This is a genomic window from Streptomyces sp. 2114.4 (assembly GCF_900187385.1).
In the GTDB taxonomy this organism is placed as follows: domain Bacteria; phylum Actinomycetota; class Actinomycetes; order Streptomycetales; family Streptomycetaceae; genus Streptomyces; species Streptomyces mooreae.
Genome location: NZ_FYEY01000001.1, coordinates 1,736,402 through 1,757,626 on the forward strand (window position 1 = coordinate 1,736,402; position 21,225 = coordinate 1,757,626).

22 protein-coding genes and 2 pseudogenes are annotated in these 21,225 nt (G+C 73.0%); 10 read left to right on the forward strand and 14 right to left on the reverse strand.

Going from position 1 to position 21,225, the window contains the following annotated elements; genetic code table 11:
* Positions 1-36 precede the first annotated feature (36 nt).
* The 3 genes from CFW40_RS07570 to CFW40_RS37915 all read left to right on the forward strand — a co-directional run bounded on the left by CFW40_RS07570 (position 37) and on the right by CFW40_RS37915 (position 2,448).
* On the forward strand, positions 37-234 hold the full coding sequence (locus CFW40_RS07570; protein ID WP_088797060.1) for a hypothetical protein: 198 nt from the start codon (positions 37-39) through the stop codon (positions 232-234).
* Between the two features lie 195 nt (positions 235-429).
* Positions 430-1,944, forward strand: coding sequence for a S8 family serine peptidase (locus tag CFW40_RS07575; protein WP_088797061.1), 1,515 nt, complete (start codon positions 430-432; stop codon positions 1,942-1,944).
* Positions 1,945-2,016: 72 nt separating this feature from the next.
* Positions 2,017-2,448, forward strand: coding sequence for a hypothetical protein (locus CFW40_RS37915; RefSeq protein WP_256331550.1), 432 nt, complete (start codon positions 2,017-2,019; stop codon positions 2,446-2,448).
* A gap of 348 nt (positions 2,449-2,796) precedes the next feature.
* Here CFW40_RS37915 and CFW40_RS37920 read toward each other — a convergent pair.
* From CFW40_RS37920 to CFW40_RS07590, 3 genes and pseudogenes are all read right to left on the reverse strand, one after another.
* Positions 2,797-3,012, reverse strand: a pseudogene (locus CFW40_RS37920) (MerR family transcriptional regulator); the annotation flags it as partial.
* Between the two features lie 34 nt (positions 3,013-3,046).
* Positions 3,047-3,763, reverse strand: a complete 717-nt coding sequence (locus CFW40_RS07585) for a lysoplasmalogenase (RefSeq protein WP_088797062.1) — start codon at positions 3,761-3,763, stop codon at positions 3,047-3,049.
* Entirely contained in the window at positions 3,760-4,671 is a 912-nt protein-coding gene (locus CFW40_RS07590) for a sterol desaturase family protein (RefSeq protein WP_088797063.1), read from the reverse strand. The genes CFW40_RS07585 and CFW40_RS07590 overlap by 4 nt, the downstream gene beginning before the upstream one ends.
* Before the next feature lie 131 nt (positions 4,672-4,802).
* Here CFW40_RS07590 and CFW40_RS07595 point away from each other — a divergent pair, with 131 nt between their 5' ends.
* From CFW40_RS07595 to CFW40_RS07620, 6 genes are all read left to right on the forward strand, one after another.
* Positions 4,803-5,507: a peptidase E gene (locus CFW40_RS07595; protein ID WP_088797064.1), complete on the forward strand. Its 705-nt coding sequence runs from the start codon at positions 4,803-4,805 to the stop codon at positions 5,505-5,507.
* Between the two features lie 200 nt (positions 5,508-5,707).
* Complete coding sequence (locus tag CFW40_RS07600) at positions 5,708-6,745, forward strand: DEDDh family exonuclease (protein ID WP_256331549.1); 1,038 nt, start codon at positions 5,708-5,710, stop codon at positions 6,743-6,745.
* 63 nt (positions 6,746-6,808) lie between these two features.
* Entirely contained in the window at positions 6,809-7,042 is a 234-nt protein-coding gene (locus CFW40_RS07605) for a hypothetical protein (protein ID WP_030087516.1), read from the forward strand.
* Between the two features lie 112 nt (positions 7,043-7,154).
* Positions 7,155-8,021: an SURF1 family protein gene (locus CFW40_RS07610; RefSeq protein ID WP_088797065.1), complete on the forward strand. Its 867-nt coding sequence runs from the start codon at positions 7,155-7,157 to the stop codon at positions 8,019-8,021.
* A gap of 54 nt (positions 8,022-8,075) precedes the next feature.
* Entirely contained in the window at positions 8,076-9,860 is a 1,785-nt protein-coding gene (locus CFW40_RS07615; protein ID WP_088797066.1) for a glycoside hydrolase family 15 protein, read from the forward strand.
* A 4-nt stretch (positions 9,861-9,864) separates the two neighbouring features.
* The gene (locus CFW40_RS07620; RefSeq protein WP_088797067.1) at positions 9,865-10,620 is read left to right on the forward strand and encodes an SDR family oxidoreductase; all 756 of its coding nucleotides are present in this window, start codon (positions 9,865-9,867) and stop codon (positions 10,618-10,620) included.
* Positions 10,621-10,672: 52 nt separating this feature from the next.
* Here CFW40_RS07620 and amaP read toward each other — a convergent pair whose 3' ends face one another.
* The 5 genes and pseudogenes from amaP to CFW40_RS07645 form a co-directional block, all read right to left on the reverse strand.
* Positions 10,673-11,278: an alkaline shock response membrane anchor protein AmaP gene (amaP, locus tag CFW40_RS07625; protein WP_088797068.1), complete on the reverse strand. Its 606-nt coding sequence runs from the start codon at positions 11,276-11,278 to the stop codon at positions 10,673-10,675.
* Positions 11,279-11,285: 7 nt separating this feature from the next.
* Positions 11,286-11,951 (reverse strand): DUF6286 domain-containing protein, encoded by a 666-nt coding sequence (locus CFW40_RS07630; protein WP_088797069.1) that lies wholly within the window; start codon positions 11,949-11,951, stop codon positions 11,286-11,288.
* On the reverse strand, positions 11,948-12,340 hold the full coding sequence (locus CFW40_RS07635) for a hypothetical protein (protein WP_176956555.1): 393 nt from the start codon (positions 12,338-12,340) through the stop codon (positions 11,948-11,950). Before CFW40_RS07635 ends, CFW40_RS07630 begins: the two co-directional genes overlap by 4 nt.
* A 6-nt stretch (positions 12,341-12,346) precedes the next feature.
* Entirely contained in the window at positions 12,347-12,544 is a 198-nt protein-coding gene (locus tag CFW40_RS07640) for a hypothetical protein (protein ID WP_088797070.1), read from the reverse strand.
* A gap of 36 nt (positions 12,545-12,580) precedes the next feature.
* Positions 12,581-13,044: pseudogene (locus CFW40_RS07645) on the reverse strand (Asp23/Gls24 family envelope stress response protein).
* A gap of 252 nt (positions 13,045-13,296) precedes the next feature.
* Between CFW40_RS07645 and CFW40_RS07650 the strand changes: the two are divergent.
* Positions 13,297-14,022, forward strand: coding sequence for a hypothetical protein (locus CFW40_RS07650; protein ID WP_088797071.1), 726 nt, complete (start codon positions 13,297-13,299; stop codon positions 14,020-14,022).
* 52 nt (positions 14,023-14,074) lie between these two features.
* On the opposite strand, the gene CFW40_RS07655 is transcribed toward CFW40_RS07650, so the two are convergent.
* The 6 genes from CFW40_RS07655 to CFW40_RS07680 all read right to left on the reverse strand — a co-directional run bounded on the left by CFW40_RS07655 (position 14,075) and on the right by CFW40_RS07680 (position 20,978).
* Positions 14,075-14,875, reverse strand: coding sequence for an enoyl-CoA hydratase/isomerase family protein (locus tag CFW40_RS07655; RefSeq protein ID WP_371127306.1), 801 nt, complete (start codon positions 14,873-14,875; stop codon positions 14,075-14,077).
* A 92-nt stretch (positions 14,876-14,967) separates the two neighbouring features.
* Positions 14,968-15,189 (reverse strand): helix-turn-helix domain-containing protein, encoded by a 222-nt coding sequence (locus CFW40_RS07660; protein WP_006606369.1) that lies wholly within the window; start codon positions 15,187-15,189, stop codon positions 14,968-14,970.
* A gap of 335 nt (positions 15,190-15,524) precedes the next feature.
* Positions 15,525-17,123 (reverse strand): ABC-F family ATP-binding cassette domain-containing protein, encoded by a 1,599-nt coding sequence (locus CFW40_RS07665; protein WP_088797072.1) that lies wholly within the window; start codon positions 17,121-17,123, stop codon positions 15,525-15,527.
* A 312-nt stretch (positions 17,124-17,435) separates the two neighbouring features.
* Positions 17,436-18,875, reverse strand: a complete 1,440-nt coding sequence (locus CFW40_RS07670; protein ID WP_088797073.1) for a hypothetical protein — start codon at positions 18,873-18,875, stop codon at positions 17,436-17,438.
* A gap of 171 nt (positions 18,876-19,046) precedes the next feature.
* Positions 19,047-20,171, reverse strand: a complete 1,125-nt coding sequence (locus CFW40_RS07675) for an alpha/beta hydrolase (protein ID WP_088797074.1) — start codon at positions 20,169-20,171, stop codon at positions 19,047-19,049.
* Positions 20,172-20,321: 150 nt separating this feature from the next.
* Positions 20,322-20,978 carry a class II aldolase/adducin family protein gene (locus CFW40_RS07680; protein WP_088797075.1) on the reverse strand — a complete coding sequence of 219 codons (657 nt, stop codon included), beginning with the start codon at positions 20,976-20,978 and terminating at the stop codon, positions 20,322-20,324.
* Between the last annotated feature and the right edge of the window lie 247 nt (positions 20,979-21,225).

Consider the following 21,225-nt stretch of genomic DNA (forward strand, 5'->3'; position numbering starts at 1 on the left):
CCGCCACCGCGCGCGGGGCGCTTCGTTGAGCCCGGTGTGAATCCGCCGCCACAGCAGGCCCCGCAGCCCCCCGTTCCCCACCGGCGCCCCTACGGCAGCATCCGGCTGCCGGCGCCGCTCCCCCTCGCCCCGTCGGAGCCGCGGCCGGGGACGGCCGCCGCCGCGCGCCGCTGGTACGGACCGCGGATCGCGCTGCCCCCGCTGAGCATCACCACCCTGCGACGCGACGGCTGACCGGGCCGGAAGGCGTCCAAGACGGCCGACATCGGCTGACGCGCCATCAATTTCACACTCCTGGCGGGTTTTCTCCCCGTTTTTTCTCCGAAGTCCATTGCTGCACACGAGTGGTCGCCGATAACTTCACTTCTCATTGCAACCGCCCGTGCGCAACCCGCGCCCGGGCGGTCTCACGGATGATGTGGAGTATCCATGGCACATCCCCGATCCAGACGCATGCGGGCGCTGGCCGTACCGCTCGGCCTGGCTCTGACCGCGTCCCTCGGCTTTCTCCCGAACACGGCCACCGCCGCGTCCCAGGACTCCGCCCCGGCCGCAGCGGCCCCGGCCGACGGCCCGCTGCTGTCGTACGTCGTGAACACCACGCCCGGCCATGCCGTGGTCGGCAAGGTGGAGAAGGCGATAGCCAAGGCCGGCGGGAAGGTGGTCATCGCCCATGAACAAATAGGCGTGATCGTCGTCCACTCGGCCAACCCCCAGTTCGCCACCACCCTGCGCACGGTGCCCGGTGTGCAGTCGGCGGGCGCGACCCGCACCGCGCCGCTGAAGGCGCAGGGCACCACCGACATCGGCAAGCCGCAGAAGATCGACCTGCCGAAATCCCAGCTGGCGGCGGCCGGCAAGGCGGCGAAGGCGAACGGCGAGGAGCCGCTCGAACCGCTGCAGTGGGACCTGCCCGCCATCAAGGCCGACCAGGCCGCGAAGGTGAACCCGGGCAGCAGGAAGGTCACCGTCGGCATCATCGACACCGGGGTGGACGACACCCACCCCGATCTGAAGGCCAACTTCTCGGCGAAGCAGTCCGCCAACTGCGTGGGCGGCGTGGCCGACACCACCAAGGGCGCCTGGCGCCCCTGGAACCCGGACGAGGACTACCACGGCACCCATGTCGCGGGCACGATCGCCGCGGCCCGCAACGGTGTCGGCGTGGCGGGTGTCGCGCCGGGCGTGAAGATCTCCGCCCTCAAGGTCAGCGAGCCGGAGACGAGCCTCTTCTACGCCGAGAGCGTGGTGTGCGCCTTCGTCTTCGCGGCCGATCACGGCGTCGCGGTCACGAACAACAGCTATTACGTCGACCCGTGGATGTTCAACTGCAAGGACGACGCCGACCAGGCCGCCATCATCGACGCGGTCGGCCGTGCGGCGAGCTACGCCCAGCGCAAGGGCGTGCTCAACATCGCCGCGGCGGGCAACTCCGGCCTCAACCTGGCGGCCCCCCAGCTGCCGGACACCTCCAGCCCGAACGACTCCACCCCGGTCGAGCGCACCATCAACCCGAAGACCTGCTGGGACGTTCCCACCCAGCTGCCGGGCACGGTGACGGTCGCGGCGGCGGGCGTCAACAAGCTCAAGTCGTACTACTCGAACTACGGCCTCGGCCAGATCGATGTGTCCGCACCGGGCGGCGACTCGCGGCAGGTGCCCGAACTGCCCGCCAAGAACGGCAACATCCTCTCCACCATGCCGGGCGGTGACTGGGCCTACCTGGCCGGCACGTCCATGGCGACCCCGCACGTCGCGGGCGTCGCGGCACTGCTCAAGAGCACCCACCCGAAGTCCAGCCCGCAGGAGATCCAGTGGCTCCTCAAGGAGCAGGCGGACAACCCCGGCTGCTCCACGGGTGACGCGACCTGCACCGGCACCAAGCATGTCAACAGCCACTTCGGCTACGGCATCGTCGATGCGCTGGACGCGGTGAAGAAGTAACTCCCGGACTTTTTCGGGAAGGTGCGGGGGAGGGTCGGGTGGTGTGCCACCCGGCCCTTTGCCGTGCGGGTGGTGCGGGCGGCCCGGGGCGGGCCGGCCGGTGACGGTGCACAGCAACTGCCAGTAGCGCTCGACGGCCGGCTCGGCGGCGGTCTCCAGTTGTTCCAGCAGCCGGCCGCGGGCCTGCGGGCCGTCCTCGGCGGGCGGGTCGGGGGTGCCGGCCTGGGTGGGAAGCCAGGCGGCGATCAGCTCGGCGAGGAAGGGCTCGGCGGCCGGGGAATCGGGGGCGATGCCGGCCGTGACGGCCTCCTCGCCGCGCAGCCGCATCAGCTCCGCGACGCGCACGGCGGCCTGTTGCTGCGCGGCTTGTTCCTGTGCAGCCTGTTCCTGTGCGGCCGGGGCCGCCTTCCCCGCGGCGGTCGCCTCCCCCGCGGGGCGCGCCCCGCTCGCCGCCGGCCCGGTACGCGCGCTGTACTCGGCCAGCCGGCGCAGCGCCGCCCGTAGTTCCGGCCCCCGGACCAGGGCGGTCAGTGCGGTCCAGGCGTCGACCTGCTCGGGGGTGGGGTCGTCCGGCAGGTCGGGGACGGCGGCCAGCAGACCGCTGCGGTAGTCGGGGGCGTGCACACCGTCGAGGGCGTCCTCGATGACATCCGTGAGGATGCGGCGGCGTTCCGGGTCCGACAGGCGGGCCAGTTCGGTCATGGTCGGCAGCTCCTCCTCTGCTGCGCTCCCCCGCCTGGCCACCGACCGCAGCACGGCGCGCCGCAACTGCAGGGTGCCGATCTGCGCGTCCAGGGCGTCCGCCCACTGCGCGGCCGTCTCGGCGACGGTGCTCTCGCGGTGCAGCACGGAGCGGATCGCCGCCAGTCCGATGCCCAGGTCGCGCAGGCTGCGCACGATCTCCAGGCGGGCCGGGGCGTCCGCGCCGTACAGCCGGTAGCCCGCGGGGGTGCGGGCGGCGGGCGGCAGCAGGCCCTGGTCCGACCAACTCCTGATGGTCTTGACCGGAACGCCGGTCAGGCGCGCCAGCGCGCCGATGGTGAGCAGGCCCGTGCCGTCCTCGTACATGCCGTCCACTCTCGGGTCTCCCACGGGGGGAGACTCAAGCGGCGGTGCCGCCGGCCACCTCGGCCCGCGCCGCACCGGTCTCCGGTGCGGGCCGGGGAGCGGTGCCGGCCGCGCGCAGCACACCGCCGGCCAGCGCGTACTGGGCCGCAAGATAGGTGAACATGATGCAGAACTGCGGGGCGGGCAACTGCGGCCAGTGGGCGATGCCGCTGGCGATCAGGGTGTCGGAGAGGAGGAAGAGCAGTCCGCCGGCGGCGGCCGGCAGGCCCGCCCGGAGCGCGCCGAACGCCATCGCGGTGAGCAGCAGGCTGTAGCCGGCGACCGGGATCCGCAGGCCGGCCGGGAGGTCCGGCCACAGGAGCACCACCGTGCCGGCGAGCAGCGCGGCATACGCAGCGGCAACGGCGACCGTACGCCCCCGCCGTCCGGCCCCGGGCGCCGCCCCGTGCCGGGCGAACAGCAGCAGATAGCAGACGTGTCCGGCGGCGAACGAGCCCATCCCCACCAGGAAGGCGACGTCCCCGCCGATCTGGAGGAAGGTGTCCCCGCCGCAGCCGCACAGCAGCGCACCGGCGAGCAGCGGGGGACCGCCGCGCGCCAGCGCGTAGGCGGCGAGCACCGGCATCAGCGCGGGCTTGGTGAGCTGCCCGACGGCCGGGACGCCGCCGAGCAGCGCGCCCAGGTGCACGACGGCCAGTGCGGCGAAGACCCACAGCAGGGGCCGGACGGCCCGCGGCCACCGTGCCCTCATGCGGCCGGCTCCCCGACGGAGGCGCGCGCCTCGGCCTCCGGCCGCCCGGCCGTCGGGGCCTGCCCCGCGGCGGCCCGCCCGGCCGGCTGCCAGCCCGGCCCGCGGAACACCCGCCCGGCGCGCTCGCGCCAGCTGTCCGCGGCCCGTAGGTCGCGCGCGATGGCGGCGTACTCATGGGTGGCCACCCGCAGCGGGTTGAAGGTCTTGATGTTCTTGGTGAGTCCGTAGACCGGCCGCTCGGTTTCGGCCACGAACGAGCCGAACATCCGGTCCCAGATGATCAGGATCCCGCCGAAGTTACGGTCCAGATAGCCGCCCTGCGAGGCGTGGTGGACCCGGTGGTGGGAGGGGGTGTTGAGCACGAACTCGAAGGGCCGGGGCAGTTTGTCGATCCGCTCGGTGTGCACCCAGAACTGGTAGACGAGGTTGGCGCCGGAGGTGAAGGCGATCACGGCCGGATGGACGCCGAGCGCGATCATCGGCACGTAGAAAGGCCAGACGGTCCAGGTCGTCCAAGGCTGCCGCAAGGCGGTGCTGAGGTTGAACTTCTCGCTGGAGTGGTGCACCACGTGGCAGGCCCACAGGACACGGATGACGTGGTGGCCACGGTGCGACCAGTAGTAGAAGAAGTCCTGGGCGAGCTGCATCAGGGGCAGCGTCCACCACAGCACGGGGATCCGCAGGGGGGTGAGGGCGTACACCGCGGCGTAGATCGCCACGATGGGGATCTTCCACAGCGCGTCGAACACGAGGCTGCCCAGGCCCATGCCGACGCTGGTGGCGGCGTCCTTGGCCTCGTAGCCCGCCGCCTCCTCGTCGGGATGGAGGCGGTAGCTCACCATCTCGATCACGGCGAGCAGGACGAAGGCCGGTATGGACCACAACAGGACATCGGGCAGGTGCGGCATGTCCCGCACCATAAAGGCGTGGACGGCGGTGCCGCTAGGGGTTGTTACTGAGAAGTATGTAAGACGTGCCGTCAGCTGCGCCGCGACGACGGCCCGGCGGCAGGTCCCCCGACGCCCGGAATCGAGGTCCCATGACCCGCACACCCACGATCGCCCTGCTCGGCGGCGGCTTCTCCGACGACCCCGACACCCTGCTGGACGACGTCGTCCTGGAGAGGGCCGGCCGGCCCCGGCCGAAGGTCTACTTCCTGCCGACCGCGAGCGGTGACGCACCGGGATATATCGAGAAGTTCCACGCGGCGTTCGCCGGGCGCGGGTGCGAGCCGAGTCATCTGGAGCTGTTCCGGCGCACCGTGACCGATCTGCGGTCCTTCGTCCTCGCCCAGGACATCGTCTATGTCGGCGGCGGCAACACCGCCAACATGCTTGCCGTCTGGCGGGTGCACGGCCTGGACGCGATCCTGCGCGAGGCGTACGCGGCAGGGGTGGTGCTGTGCGGCATCAGCGCCGGGGCCTGCTGCTGGTTCGAGAGCGCGTTCTCCGACTCCTTCGGCCCGCCCGTGCCGCTGGCCGACGGGCTGGGACTGCTGCCGGGCAGCCTGTGCCCGCACTACGACGGCGAACCGGAGCGCAGGCCCGGCTATCTCGCGGCGGTCAACGACCGTGCGCTGCCCGGGGGTTGGGCGGTCGATGACGGCGCCGCCGGGGTGTTCGCCGACGGCCGTCTGGTGGAGGTCGTCACCCGCAGACCGGGCGCCACGCTCCGCCGGGTGAGCGTCGGCGGGGACGGCTCGGTGGCGGAGGAGGCGCAGCCGGCGCGGCAACTGGGGGCGTAAGGGGTGCCTCCCCGCGGCTTTGGTGACCGGCTTCCGGCCCGCCGTCAACTTCGCTGCCGACCACGGAAAGAGGGGCGTTGTCGGCCTCCCCGCTGTCCGCCGTGGTGCCGGCCCCCGGGGCGCGTGGGGCCGTGCGACTACCCCCGCGCGCGCCACGCCGGTTCGGTGGCTGTCAGTGGTGGCCCGTATCCTCAGTGACCATGCTCGAAGACCGTATGGCAGCAGCCGACCCGATCGCGCCGAAGATCGGGCAGCAGCCGGGCCCGCAGACGCCACCGGCTCCCTGGCCGTCCGCGTATCCCCAGGGGTACGCGGTGGTCGACGTCGAGACCACGGGCCTGGCCAGAGACGACCGGATCATCTCCGCCGCGGTGTACCAACTCGACGCACAGGGCGAGGTCCAGGACCACTGGTACACCCTCGTCAACCCGCAGCGGGACCCGGGGCCGGTCTGGATCCACGGTCTGACCAGCGCCGTGCTGGCCGATGCCCCGCTCTTCCCGGAGATCGTCCCGGAGCTGTCCCGGCGCCTGGCGGACCGGGTACTGGTCGCGCACAACGCGATGTTCGACTGGTCGATGATCGCCCGTGAGTACGCGCGCGCCGCGGCGACGGCACCGGTCCAGCAGCGGCTGTGCACCATCGCCCTGTCCAAGGAGCTGCGGCTCCCGCTGCCCAATCACAAGCTGGAATCCCTCGCCGCCCATTACGGCGTGGTGCAGGAGCGCGCCCACCACGCGCTGGACGACGCCCGGGTGCTGGCCGAGGCGTTCCGTCCCGGTTTGCGGCGGGCCGCGCAGGAGAATCTGCGGCTGCCGCTGATGACCTGTCAGCCGCTGACGGAGTGGTCGGACGCCCCCGCGCCCCGGCAGCACGCCTCGGCATCGGCCTACCGCCCCACGTCCTGGCGGCCCTCCCGTAAGCGCCCGGCGTGCCCGTACCCCAACCCGGGGCGCTACGAGGCGGGTGGCCGGCTCGTCCAGGGGATGCGGGTCGCCTTCTCCGGCGACACCTCCGTGGACCGCGAGCTGCTGGAGGACCGGGCCATCGAGGCCGGGCTCCATGTCGCCACGAGCCTGTCCCGGCTGACCAGCCTGCTGGTGACCAACGACCCCGACGCCCGGACCTCCAAGACGGCCAAGGCCGCCTCGTACGGCACGGTCGTGATCGATGAGGCGGCCTTCATGCAGCTGCTGCAGGATGTCGAGCCGGCGTCAGCGGCGCCTGCGTCCGGGTGAAGCCCGTCCAACACACCCGTCGGCACCTCGCCCCGCGGGGGCGCCGCCCGCACCCTGTGGCGCATGGCACGTTGTGAGGTCTGCGGAAACGAATACGGCATGACATTCGAGGTGCACGCGCAGGGCGCGGTGCACGTCTTCGACTGTTTCGCCTGCGCCATCCACCGCATGGCGCCGATCTGTGAGCACTGCCGGTGCCAGATCATCGGCCAGGGCGTGGAAGCCGACGGACAGTGGTACTGCGGTGCGCACTGCGCCCGGTCGGACGGGAGGGTGGGCATCGTCGACCGGGTCTGAGCCGGAGGGCCCGCCCGGTCCGGGCCGGGTGGCCGCCCCTCCGGCCCCTCCCCCGGCCGCTTCCGGGGACCCCCGGCTCGGGGGCGGTGGAGGCCCGGGTACCGTCGAAGCCGTGTACCGCTTCCTGTTGTCCCGGCAGTGGGTGATCCTCACCCTCGTGGGTCTCGTGCTGATCCCCGTCATGATCAAGCTGGGCTTCTGGCAGCTCCACCGTCATGAACACAAGGTGGCGCAGAACCAGCTGATCGCGAGCAGCCTGGCCGCCAGGCCGGTCCCGGTCACCGAGCTGACCGCGCCCGGCCGGAGCCTGCCCCGCCACGACATGTGGCGCACGGTCACCGCCACCGGCACCTTCGACACGGCGCACGAGGTCGTGGTCCGTCAGCGCACCGCCGCCGACGAGCAGAGCATCGGCTACTACGTCCTGACCCCGCTGGTCCTCGGCGACGGCCGGGCCGTGCTGGTCAACCGCGGCTGGATCTCGGCGGGCAACGACCTCACCAAGTTCCCGGACGTCCCACCCGCCCCCCAGGGCAAGGTCACCGTGACCGGCCGGATGATGGCCGACGAGACCACCGCGGTCAGCGGTATCAAGGACACCAAGGGCCTGCCCGCCCGCCAGATCATGCTGATCAACAGCGAGGAGCAGGCGAAGCGGGTCGGCCGGCCGCTGCTCGGCGGCTATATCGAACAGACCGGGCCCAAGCCGCCCGGCGGCAAGCCGGAGCTGGTCCCCGAGCCGGACCACGACTCCATCGGGCCGCACATGGCGTATGCGGTCCAGTGGTGGCTGTTCGCGGCGGCGGTGCCGGTCGGCTGGGTGATCCTGGTCCGCCGGGAACACCGCGACCGGGTGGAGGCCGCCGCCAAGGAGAAGGAGGCAGCCGCGGCCGGACCGGACCCGGAGACTCCTGAGGCTGCCGATACTGCCGAGGCTCCGGAGGCGGACGACACGGCGTCGGTGCCGGCCACGTCGTAGCCCGTACAGCCGCGACAGCGCGTGGCGCCCGCGCCGTGCGGGAAAAACCGCTGAGTGCACCCACATATCGAGGACTATGCGCTCATCGGCGATCTGCAGACCGCCGCCCTCGTCGGCCGCGACGGCTCCATCGACTGGCTGTGCCTGCCCCGCTTCGACTCCGGGGCCTGCTTCGCCGCGCTCCTGGGCCACAAGGACAACGGCCACTGGCGGCTGTCCCCCCGCTCCTCCGAGGCCCGCGCGGTGCGCTCCTACCGCGGTGACTCGCTGATCCTCGACACGGTGTGGGAGACCCCCACGGGCAGCGTCCGGGTCATCGACTTCATGCCGCAGCGCGACCGCCAGCCCGATGTCGTACGGATCGTCGAGGGCCTGAGCGGCAGCGTCGAGATGCGGGGGGTGCTGCGGCTGCGGTTCGACTACGGCCGGGCGGTGCCCTGGGTGCGGGCCACCGAAGGCTGCCGGGTCGCGGTCGCCGGGCCGGACTCGGTATGGCTGCGCACCCCGGACCGGAGCACCACCTACGGCAAGGACTTCAGCACCCGCTCGGACTTCACCGTCGCCGCGGGTGAACGCGCCGCGTTCGTGCTGACCTGGCACCCCTCCCACGAACCCCGGCCGGTCCAGATCGACCCGTTCGAGGCGCTTCAGGACACCCTGGACGACTGGCACACCTGGGCCGGGCGCTGCCGCTACCACGGGCCCTACCGCGAGGCCGTGATGCGCTCGCTGATCACCCTCAAGGCGCTCACCTACGCGCCCACCGGCGGCATCGTCGCCGCCCCCACCACCTCGCTGCCCGAGGAGCTGGGCGGGGTACGCAACTGGGACTACCGCTACTGCTGGCTGCGCGACGCCAGCCTCACCCTGAACTCGCTGCTCTCCGCCGGATACCTGGAGGAGGCCGGTGCCTGGCGGGACTGGCTGCTGCGCGCGGTGGCCGGTGCCCCCGACGACCTGCAGATCATGTACGGGCTGGCGGGTGAGCGGCGGCTGCCGGAGACCGAGCTGCCGTGGCTGTCCGGATACGCCGACTCCGTGCCCGTACGCATCGGCAACGCCGCCGTCGAACAGCGTCAGCTCGACGTCTACGGCGAAGTGCTCGACTCCTTCCACATCGCGCGCACGGCCGGGCTGCCGTCGGAGCCGCACGCCTGGAGCATCCAGCGCGCGCTGGTCGACTATCTGGAGTCCACCTGGCGCGACCCCGACGAGGGGCTGTGGGAGATCCGCGGGCCGCGCCGGCACTTCGTGCACTCCAAGGTCATGGCCTGGGTGGCGGCCGACCGGGTGGTGTGGGCGCTGGAGGCCAATCCGAAGCTGGGCGGGGACGTCGACCGCTGGCGGGCGATGCGCGACGAGGTGCACCGGGAGGTGTGCGAGCGGGGCTATGACGCCGAACGCGGCACCTTCACCCAGTTCTACGGGTCGGCGGAACTGGACGCGGCAACCCTGCTGATCCCCCGGGTCGGCTTTCTGCCCGGGGACGACCCGCGGGTCGCCGGCACCATCGACACGGTGCGCCGGGAGCTGAGCCACGAAGGTCTGGTCCGCCGCTACAGCACCGAGGGCGGCTCGGTCGACGGGCTGCCCGGCGACGAGGGCACCTTCCTGGCCTGCTCGTTCTGGCTCGTCGACGCACTGCGGATGAGCGGACGGCGGCACGAGGCCCGGGAGATGTTCGAGCGGCTGCTGGACCTGCGCAACGATGTGGGGCTGCTCTCCGAGGAGTACGACCCGGCGGCCGGCCGCCAGCTGGGCAACTATCCGCAGGCGTTCAGCCATATCGGGCTGGTGGGCACCGCCTTCGGGCTGCAGGACGGGGCCGGGGCAGACTAGGGCCATGGATCTTGGACTCACCGACCGGACGTACCTCGTCACCGGGGCGACCCGCGGCCTCGGTTTCGCCACCGCCCGTGAACTGGTCGCCGACGGCGCCAACGTCGTGCTCACCGGACGCACCGAGGAGAGCGCGGCGGCGGCCGCGGCCTCGCTCGGCGAACGCGCCCTGGGGGTGGCGGCCGACAACGCCGACCCCGAGGGCCCACGCCGCCTGGTGGCCGCGGCCCGGGAGCGCTTCGGCCGCCTGGACGGCGTGCTGATCAGCGTGGGCGGCCCGCCGCCCGGCGGCGCCCTCGACAACACCGACGACCAGTGGCAGCAGGCCTTCGAGTCGGTCTTCCTGGGCGCGGTACGGCTGGCCCGCACGGCCGCCGCCGAGCTGGCGGAGGGCGGCGTGATCGGCTTTGTGCTGTCCGGCTCGGTCCATGAGCCGATCCCCGGGCTGACCGTCTCCAACGGGCTCCGCCCCGGCCTCGCCGGCTTCGCCAAGTCGCTCTCGGTCGAGCTCGGCCCGCGCGGCATCCGGGTCCTCGGCGTCCTGCCCGGCCGGATCGCCACCGACCGGATGACCCAGCTCGACGCGCTCTCCGGCGACCCGGAGGGCACCCGCGCCCGTAACTCCGCGGCGATCCCGCTGGGCCGCTACGGCACACCGGAGGAGTTCGGCCGGGCCGCGGCGTTCCTGCTGTCGCCGGCCGCGTCGTACGTCACCGGGGTGATGGTGCCGGTGGACGGCGGGGCCCGGCACGGCTTCTGACGGGGAGTCCCCCGGCCCTCACTGGTCTTCTTGGCCCTCGGGGAGACACCCCCTAACTGACCCGCTCGGGCCGGTGCTTGACCGCGCGCAGCCGGACGTCCCCCGGCAGCCGGTCGAGCCCGGCCGAGCGGCGGGCGTGGGTCACCGCCTCGTCCGACAGGCGGCGGACCACGGTGCCCGGGTCGGCGTGCGGGGCGAGGGACAGCAGGGCCCGGATGCGCGGTTCGCGCCGGCGGCCGGTCAGCAGCACCCCGGCCCGGTCGACGCCTTCCAGCGACTCGGTTTCGGCCGCGAGGACGCCCTCCAGCGCCCGGCCGCGCAGGGTGGCGCCCTCGCCGTCGCCGCTGTCGACGAGGATGTCGTTCAGCCGGTGCCGCCGCAGCTGGGACAGCAGCCACCACAGCATCAGCAGCACGAAGACGGCCAGGGCGGCGATCACGGCGGGCCAGAACCAGCCCTGGCCACTCCAGCGGGTGCGCTGCCGCGCGGAGAGCAGGACATCGCCGGGGCTTGACCAGGGCCAGTGGGCGGGCAGGCGCAGCCGCCATCTCGCGGGCAGGTCCAGACCGCCGAACAGCACCAGGCCACCGGTGCCCAGCAGCACCACACCGGTCACGCCGAGCAGTACCCGGTTGATCGTTCTGCCGACCCTGCGCATCGCTGCCTCATCCCTTCTTCGGGCGCCGGACGTGCACGGTCAGGCCGAGCCGGTGCGCCAGCCCCAGCTGCCGCAGGCCCTCGCCCAGCGCGACGTCGAGGTCGGCGCGGACCTCGTCCAGCTCACGGAAGTGCGAGACGGCATGCGCCTTCGCCTTGCGGCGGCCGACCTTCATCCGTACGGACTGGACGCCGGCCACCTCCATGGCGCGGTCGCGCAGCACCAGCGCGGCCGCCGCCCGGTCCAGCCCGGCCCGCAGGTCCGGCGCCGTCGGCCGCATCGGCAGCACCTGGCGCAGTCCGGGGGTGAGCGCCAGCACGATCAGCCAGATGCCGAGCACCACCGCGAGAGCGGCGGGGGCCAGCACCCAGGGGTTGTCCAGGTGACGGGTGGCCAGTTCGCGGGCGAGCCACCGGCGCCAGGCCATCGCGGGGTGGTCGGCGCGCACCGCGACCACGTCGTAGAGCAGCAGTCCGGCGGCGGCCAGCAGCACCAGCGCGACCACCGCGGCCGGGACCCGGCGGGCCGACCAGAAGCGCCCGGTGCGGCCGTCGCCGCTCCCGTCCGCCGCGGCCGGGCCCGGGGCGGAATCGCTCCGCCCGTCCGTGGCGCCGGGCGTCTTGTCGAGGGTGGGCATCCGCCGGGTGTCCGGCTGCTCCGCGTCGTCGCTCATCGCACCCTCCCGCGGCCCGTACGCTCCTCCAGCGGGGAGTGCAGCCGCTCGACCTCCACGGCGACCTCGGGCACGTCCATGCTCGCCAACGCCTTGACCCGCTCGGTGACGTGACGGCGTACCACCCGGCACTGGGCGCCGATGTCGGAGGGGTAGCCCAGCTCCACGGCGATCCGCACCCGCGCCTCGCCGAAGTGCCTGCGGTCCTCGCGCCGGTGCACGGTCACCGTCGCATGCGCCTGTGGGCGGGCCTGCCGGGACTGCCGGCGCAGCGCCTCCCGGGCCGCCTGTGCGGCGATCTTCGCCACCACCCGGTCCGCGATGCTGGTCGCGCCCCGCTCACCCGCCGCCACGCCGGCGGCAGCGGCGGCCGGGGACACCGTCGCCACCCGGCTTCACCGCCGCCGTTCGTCGCGGTCGCCGCGGCGCGGACGGAAGAAATCGCCGGCTTCCAGATCCCCGTCCAGGAGTCTGCCGGCCACAAACCCGATGGCGCCCAGCGCCGCCACCAGGACAAAGGCGCCGAAGCCGCCGAAGTATCCGGCGAAGCCCAGCGCCATACCGGCCAAGAGGCCGACCACGGCCATGCTCATCGTGCGCTCCTTCGCTACCCCTCCGGACGGATGCGGCTACTGGAGCCGCGGCTCCGCTCCCTCTTCTTCGTCTTCCTCATCGGGCAGCTTGACGTCGCTGACCGCGATATTGACCTCGACGACCTCCAGGCCCGTCATCCGTTCCACCGCGGAGATGACGTTCTCCCGTACGGAGCGCGCCACATCGGCGATGGAGACGCCGTAGTCGACCACGATCTCCAGGTCCAGCGCGGTCTGCACCTCGCCGACCTCGGCCTTGACCCGCGGGTAGCGGTCGCGGACCTGCCGCCGCCGCCGGGCACCCGGTCGCGTACCGCGCCGAGCGTACGGGCGAGGCCGCTGCCCATGGCATGCACGCCGAGGACGTCCCTGGCCGCCAGACCGGCGATCTTCTCGACCACACCGTCGGCGATGGTGGTCCGCCCACGGGTAGCGGGGTCGCCGCCACCCCGCTTGGCAGGAGTCCGGGGCCCTTCCGCATGCTGCTGGCTCTCGCTCATCGCCGTCGTCCCTTTCCGCGAGGAGAAGCGGTCCGCTTCCGCGAGGAGAAGCGGTTTGTCCGCTCCGTTGCCCACCGTAGGTCCACATCCCCCGGACCGCTCCGGGGACGTGGCAGCGGAGTGCTCCGCACGGCGACGCCCGGCACACCGCCCTGCCGTGCGGGCCGTGGGGCCGGGTCTGCGGCAGGCTGGTGGAGTGGTGCGGGAAGTGTCCGGAACGGGTCCGGGGACCGCCGGGAAAGGGGTGACGCGGTGGCCGCGAACCAGTGGGCGCAGGCGGTGCGGGTACAGCTCGGGATCGGCCGGGTGCTGCCGCTCGGCGGGCCCGGGGACGGAGCATGGATCACCGAGCAGGCGGCCGCCGGGGCGTTGCGAGCGGCCGCCGGAACCCCGGCCGGGGTGCACCTCGGCTCGCTGCGGCTGTCCGTCGCCGACCCGGACCGGGCCCCCCGGCCCGCGGTGCCGGCCCCGCCGAGCGCGCTGCCGCCCGGCCCGCTGCGGATCGAGGCGGATTTCGCCGCGGTCGCCGGCCGGCCGCTGCCCACCGTCGCCGACCAGGTGCGCACCGCGCTGCTGGAGGCCGCGGTCCGGGAGCTGGGGCTGGTGGTGGGTGTGGTGGATCTGCAGGTCAGCGAGCTGCTGGAGGAGGGCGAGGCACCGTCGCCGCCGCCCGCCGGCCGTGCCCAGGAACCGCCTGCCCCGCCCGCGGCGGATGAGGGCAGCGGTGCGACACCGGAGGGCCCGGCGGGGATCCCCGCCGTCGCGCGGGGCGTACCGGGGGTGGCCCGGCTGGCACCGGTGCTCGGCGGGGCGTCCCGTGCGGTGCGCTGCACCGACGGCCATGTGCTGATCCAGCTGGCGACCGCGCCCGGCTACCGGGCCCTGGACGTCTCCAGTGCCGTACGGCGGGCGGTGGCCGCCGCACCGGCGGCGCCGTCGACGGTTGCCGTGCTGGTCACCGCCGTCGAACGGAGCTGACGGGCGCCCCGGCCGGACGGGACGCCCGTCGATGACGGAGTGCAGCGGGGGGTTACTCCCCCACGCCCGCGAGGTCGCGCAGGCGGCGTGCCTGGGCGGCCCGTTCGGCGGTGCGCTGCTCCTCGTACGTACGGCCCGCGGCGCCGGCCAGCAGGGCCTTGGTCTCGATGACGGCGTCCCGCGGCGGGGCGGTGAGCGCGGCGGCCAGGTCGGCCGCCGTGGCATCGAGTTCGTCCGCGGGCACCACGAGGTTGGCGAGGCCGATCCGCTCGGCCTCCTCGGCATGCACGAAGCGGCCCGTGGCGCAGATCTCCAGCGCCCGGGCGTAGCCCACCAGTCCGAACAGGGGGTGGGTACCGGTCAGGTCCGGTACGAGTCCCAGGCTGGTCTCGCGCATGGCGAACTGGACGTCGGGCGTGACCACCCGCAGATCGCAGGCCAGGGCGAGCTGGAAGCCCGCGCCAATGGCATGGCCCTGCACGGCGGCGATGGACACCAGGTCGTTGCGCCGCCACCAGGTGAACGCTTCCTGGTACTCGGCGATCGTGGCGTCCAGCTCGCTGTCCGTGCCGCGGGCCAGATCGATGAACGACGGCTCGCCGTCGAAGCCTTCGGGCGTGAACGCCTGACGGTCGAGGCCCGCGGAGAAGGACTGGCCCTCACCACGGAGCACCGCGATCCGCACGTTTCCCGGCAGCAGAGAACCCGCCTCGGCGAGCGCCCGCCACATGGCCGGCGACTGCGCATTGCGCTTCGCTGCGTTGGCGAGGGTCACCGTGGCGACCGCACCGTCAACGGCGAGTCGCACACCGTCCTTGTCGAGCAGAGTCATCAGCGCCTCCGAGTCAGCCATCCGCACCTGCGTGCGTAAGTGACTGAACGGTAACCTCCCGGCCGACTGCTCGGTCGACCGGGGGGACACCGCTGCACCCGGAGTCGCAGCCGTCAGGCCGATGCGGCCTTCTTGCCCCTTGTGGCTCCGCCTCGACCGCGCAGGACCACACCGGATTCGCTGAGCATCCGGTGCACGAATCCATAGGAGCGGCCGGTTTCCTCGGCCAGCGCCCGGATGCTCGCACCGGAGTCGTACTTCTTCTTCAGGTCTGCCGCGAGCTTCTCGCGCGCGGCGCCGGTTACCCGGCTGCCCTTCTTCAGAGTCTCGGCCACCCGTGCCTCCTCGTGGGAAGTGCGCTCTGGACTCTCATGATCACCCCTCCCCGGCTTCCTGGCCACCCATTCCGCAGGGTCAGTACGACATCCTTTGCCGTCCAGCGGGCGCTCTCACGGGCCGGAATGCCATATTCCGCCTCTGCGGAAGGCCGCCCGTCCCCGGCTTTGCGCGAGAAGGGGCAGGTCAGGCGGTATGCCGACGAAATGGTGACGGCCGGGCCCCAAGGGCCCGGCCGGATGCCGCAGACTCGCCGGTGTACGAGCCGTTCTCACTCAGATGATGGATCACACATCGGCCGAATGATCCATACGGCATGATCCATACGCCGTGATCAGGCCAGCGCGACCAGGTCCGCGTAGTCCTGGCCCCACAGGTCCTCGACGCCGTCGGGCAGCAGGATGATGCGCTCGGGCTCCAGCGCGTCCACCGCTCCCTCGTCGTGCGACACCAGGACCACCGCGCCCGTGAAGGTGTGCAGCGCGCCGAGGATCTCCTCGCGGCTGGCCGGGTCGAGGTTGTTGGTGGGCTCGTCGAGCAGCAGCACATTGGCCGAGGAGACGACCAGCGTCGCCAGGGCGAGCCGGGTCTTCTCGCCGCCGGAGAGCACCCCGGCGGGCTTGTCGACGTCGTCCCCGGAGAAGAGGAAGGAACCCAGCGTCTTGCGGATGGCGACCAGGTCCATGTCCGGGGCGGCCGAGCGCATGTTCTCCAGGACCGTGCGGTCCGGGTCCAGGGTCTCGTGCTCCTGGGCGTAGTAGCCGAGCTTGAGGCCGTGCCCGGGGCGGACCTCACCGGTGTCCGGCGTCTCGACGCCGGCCAGCAGCCGCAGCAGGGTGGTCTTGCCGGCACCGTTCAGACCGAGGATGACGACCCGGGAGCCCTTGTCGATGGCCAGGTTGACATCGGTGAAGATCTCCAGGGAGCCGTAGGACTTCGACAGGCCCTCGGCGGTGAGCGGGGTCTTGCCGCACGGTGCCGGGTCCGGGAAGCGCAGCTTGGCGACCTTGTCGGCGGCGCGCACCTGCTCCAGCCCGGCGAGGAGCTTGTCGGCGCGCTTGGCCATGTTCTGGGCGGCGACGGTCTTGGTGGCCTTGGCCCGCATCTTGTCGGCCTGGGTGTTGAGCGCCGCGGCCTTCTTCTCGGCGTTCGCGCGCTCGCGCTTGCGGCGCTTCTCGTCGGCCTCGCGCTGCTGCTGGTAGAGCTTCCAGCCCATGTTGTAGATGTCGATCTGCGAGCGGTTGGCGTCGAGGTAGAACACCTTGTTGACCACGGTCTCGACCAGGTCGACATCGTGGGAGATCACGATGAAGCCGCCGCGGTAGGTCTTGAGGTAGTCCCGCAGCCAGACGATGGAGTCGGCGTCGAGGTGGTTGGTGGGCTCGTCGAGCAGCAGGGTGTCGGAGTCCGAGAACAGGATCCGGGCCAGCTCGACGCGGCGGCGCTGACCACCGGAGAGGGTGTGCAGCGGCTGGCCGAGGATGCGGTCGGGCAGACCGAGGCTGGCGGCGATGGTCGCGGCCTCCGCCTCGGCGGCGTACCCGCCCTTGGTCAGGAACTCGGTCTCCAGGCGCTCGTACTTCCGCATCGCCTTTTCGCGGGTGGCGCCCTTGCCGTTGGCCATCCGGTCCTCGTTCTCGCGCATCTTGCGCAGCACGCTGTCGAGGTCACGGGCGGACAGGATGCGGTCGCGGGCCAGCACGTCCAGGTCGCCGGTGCGCGGGTCCTGCGGCAGATAGCCGACGTCGCCGGCGCGGGTGACCGAACCGGAGGCGGGGATGCCCTCGCCCGCCAGCACCTTGGTGAGGGTGGTCTTGCCGGCGCCGTTACGGCCGACCAGGCCGATGCGGTCGCCCTTGGCGATACGGAAGGAAGCGGACTCGATGAGGATGCGGGCGCCGGCGCGCAGCTCAAGGCCGGAGGCGGTAATCACGGAAAAACTCCAGGGCAGGAAGACGGCGGATTGGACGGACGGTCCGAGAGCGGGCTGCGCCGTCTAATGAACCCGGGGGAGAACTGCCATGGGAGGCAGTCTAACGGCCCCGTGCAAGTTGATTTTCCTCCCACGTGGTCGGCTGTCCCGCCGTGGGGGTCCCCGCCGTTCTTCGCCCGCTGCGCGGTGCGCCCGCCGCTGGGGGTACCTCCCACGTCCTTTAGGCGGTGGGGGAGCAACGGTGGGCGCACCGCGTCAGCGGGCGAAAAACGGCGAGCAACCACCACGGTGGGAAAGACGAAAACGTGGAGATCAAACCCCGCCCGTGTGGACCTGGAACGCCGCGCGGCGTACCGCCTTGGCGAGTGCCGGATCGGGGTGGGCCGCGGCAAGCGCCACCAGGACCTGGACCGTACGGGGGTGCCCTACTGCACGGACCTCCTCCAGGAGGCGGGGGACCGAGCCCTGGACCGCCGAGTCGAGGTGGCGCACCAGCAGTTGGGTCTCGCCGTGGTCGGCGACGGCCGCCGCGGTGTCCACCCACAGCCAGGTCGACTCCTCACGGGTGAGCACATCGGGGGCGGTCTCCGGGTCGCCGCCCTCGTGCTCGACCAGCCACAGCAGGGCGTACGGGCGCAGGGCCGGCTCGTCGGCCGCGGCGCGTACGGCGGCCTCGGCGGGGGCACCGACCGCCCGCAGTGCCTCGAAGGCCAGGCCGCGCAGCAGCGCGTCCTCGCCGCGGGCCACGGTCAGCAGTTCCTCGACGGCCGCGCCGACCGAGCGGGCGGCGAGCCAGGCGCGGTACTCGGCGCGGGCCGGGCCGGGGGTGAGGCGGGCGCAGCCGCGCAGCATGGCCTCCGCGGACTGTTCGATGTGGCCGGCCGGGCTCTGTGCGGCGACGCAGATCTGTTCCAGCTTGACCCATACCGACCAGTTGCCGAGCGCTGTCAGCTGTGCCTCGGACGCGTCGTGGAAGGCCTCGTGGATGCCGTCGTGCGCGCCATCCGGCGGTACCAGGGCGCCGACGGTCAGCAGGGCGTCCAGCGCCCAGGCCAGCAGCTCGGCCAGCGACGCCCCCGCGGCGTCGTCGGCCGTCGGCGCGGCATGGTCGGCGCTGCCCGGGGACGGGTCCTGGCCGTAGGGGACCTCGCAGCGCTCCGTGCGCAGCTCGGCGACGCGCTGGTCCAGCATGTCCAGCAGCACCGGCAGCCGGACGGGTCCGGCCGACAGGTGCAGCAGGGACAGCAACTGGGGCAGCGCCTCGACGACTTCGGCGACTATCGTGGGGCCGGCCGTGGCCGGGGCGGGGCGGGCCAGCGACCAGGCGTCGAAGAGCGCGACCCAGCCGCGCAGCACGGCGGTGTCGTCGCGGTCCCAGGCGCGCAGCCGCCAGCCGGGGCGGGCGAGGCCGTCGTGGAGCTCGACGAGGCCGGCGAGCCGGGCCCGGTCCCAGTCGGTGCGGACCTGTTGCGGCGTCAGGCGAAGCGCTTCGGCGGCGCGTTGTGCCGCGGCCTTCGGCAGTGCCCCGTCCGCTCCGGCGCGCAGCGCGGCGCCGTCGGCCCAGCGGGCGAGGCGGGCGGCGCCGGCCAGCACGGCCCGGGCCTGCCGGGCCAGTTCCGCGGGCGGCGGCGTGCCCTCGGGCGGGCGGGGCGCCGGACGCTTGGTCCGGGTTGTCACCGCCCGGCGGGCGGCCGCAACCGGTTGACGGGGGACGATGCGGAGCCGGGAGTCGCGCGGGGTACGGGACGTCACAGGAGCAGTGTTACGGCTGTCGGCCCGAAAGCCCAATCGGAACCCCGCCTGCGACCTGCCGGGGCCATGTCATCGGGCCGGCCCGTCCCTGATGAGGGGAGTTGTCGCCCCGCAGGCCCGGACGTCATCGGGCGCCGGCTCCCGGCGGGGCGGCGGACCGGCGGGCGGGTGTCACATGAGCGGGGTGAGGAAGCGCCGCAGCGCCTCTTCGCAGCCCGTAGGGTCGGCGTTCCACATCGCGGCGTGCGGTGCGTGCGGAACCGGCTGGAGGGTGACCAGATCGGCGCGGCGGGCGGCGAGGGAGCGGGAGGCCGACCAGGGGGCGATGAGGTCGTCGGGGCCGTGGAAGAGCAGGATGGGGACGTTCAGCCCGTCCGGGTCGACAGCGTCGGGCCGGTCGACGGGCATGCCCGTGGCGCCCTCGGCGGCGCGTACGACCAGCGGCAGCAGGACGCGCGGAACCCGCCGGGCGGCGGCCAGCGCCCGGATGGTGGCGCCCCGGTCGAGGACCGGGGAGTCCAGGACCAGGCCGCTGATCCGGGCACGCAGTGCGGAGTGGGCGGCGGCGCGCAGCGCCATGGCCGCGCCGGTGGACCAGCCGTAGAGGACGATGTCCTGGGCGCCGTAGCGGACCGCGTAGCGGATCGCGGCGTCGAGGTCGCGCCATTCGGTGTCGCCGAGGTGGCTCAGGCCGTCGGCGGTGCGCGGGGCGCCGATGTCGTTGCGGTAGGCCAGGTCGAGGACCGGCAGCCGGTGACGGTGCAGGAACGGCATCACCACCATGGGGTGTGCACGGGTGGTGCCCAGTCCGTGGACGGTGATGACCCAGGTGTCCCGTACGCCGGGGAGGAACCACGCGGGGAGGGCGCCGAGTTCACCGGGGATGTCGACGTCGGCGCAGTCCAGGCCGAGGGCGTCACGGGGGTTGCCGACGTGCACCTGCGGGGTGAGCCGCATCCGGTTGCCGGGTTTGAGGGTGCCGTGGGTGACCCGCACCAGGCGCCGTACGACCGCGTCGGCGGGGTGCGGTACGCCGTGGATGACATCGCCGACCACCGCGTGGCAGCCGGAGCCGGTGAGCCCGTAGGTGCCGGGCCGCAGGGTCGCCAGACTGCGGGTGAGGGCGATGCGGCTCTCGGTGGCGGAGTGCACGGTGAGGCGGGAGTCGCCCGGGAAGGGGTCGTCGGGCGACGGTTTCAGGGCAATGTCGCCGGCGTACCGGCCGACCGCCACGGCGGCCGCCCCGGCACCGATCACGGTGGTGGCGGCCACGGCCGCCGCGGTAACCAGGCGCACCTGTTCAGTGTGCGCAGCGGCGGCGGGGGCGGCCACTTGGCGGTGCCGGGCGGGTGACCGGGGGCCAGGTGGGCGGCTGACGGCGGCCGGGCGGACGGCGAGCGGGCGGACGGCGAGCGGGGGGGCCGCGCCGCCGTCCACGGCGGGTGCTCAGCCCTGCGGGCCGTAGCCCCGCAGCTGTGCGGCGGCCGCGTCGAGCTGGGCGGCCGACAGCAGGTTGGGCGTGTGCCCCGGTACGGAGCTCGCGGTCAGCCAGACCCGGCACATCCACTCCAGCTGGGCGGTGCGGTCCAGCGCCTGGTCGAGGCTGTCGCCGTGGGTGAGGGTGCCGTGGTTCTGCAGCAGGCAGCCGGTGCGGTCGCGGAGTGCGTCGAGCATGTGGGCGGCGAGCTCGTCGCTGCCGTACAGGGCATAGGGGGCGACACGCACGGGGCCGCCGAGCGCCGCGGTCATGTAGTGGACCGGCGGGAGTTCGGGGACGAGGGTGGAGACGGCGGTGGCGTACGGAGCGTGGGTGTGGACGACGGCGGTGGCCGTGGTGCTGCGGTAGACCGCCAGGTGCATCGGCAGTTCGCTGGTCGGCCGGAGCGTGCCGATGATCTGGCGCCCTTCGAGGTCGACCGCCGTGGTGTCGCCCGGCCCGAGCCGGTCGTAGGGGACGCCGCTGGGGGTGACCAGGATCAGGTCCTTGAGGCGGCGCGAGACATTGCCCGAGGTGCCGACGACCAGTTGGTCGGTCACGGTTCTGCGGGCGGTGGCGACCAGTTCGCCCCAGGCTTCGGCGAGGCGGTCGGCGTGGTCCTTCATGGGTCCTCCGGCGCGGTGCGGCGAGTGGCGGATTGCGGTGCGCGACACCGTACGAGCAGGCCGGGGCAGAGTACGACGGGGCCCAACCGTCCGGAATCCGCCATATAGGGATATCTGCTCCATGGCGAGAATTGACCGGTGATGTGTCACCTTGCGTTGGTTGTCCGTTAACGTCACCGGGGAGCCGGCGCGCGACGCCCTCGCGGGGACGGCTCACCGGCCCAACTCATCAAGTTCGCCAACGGGT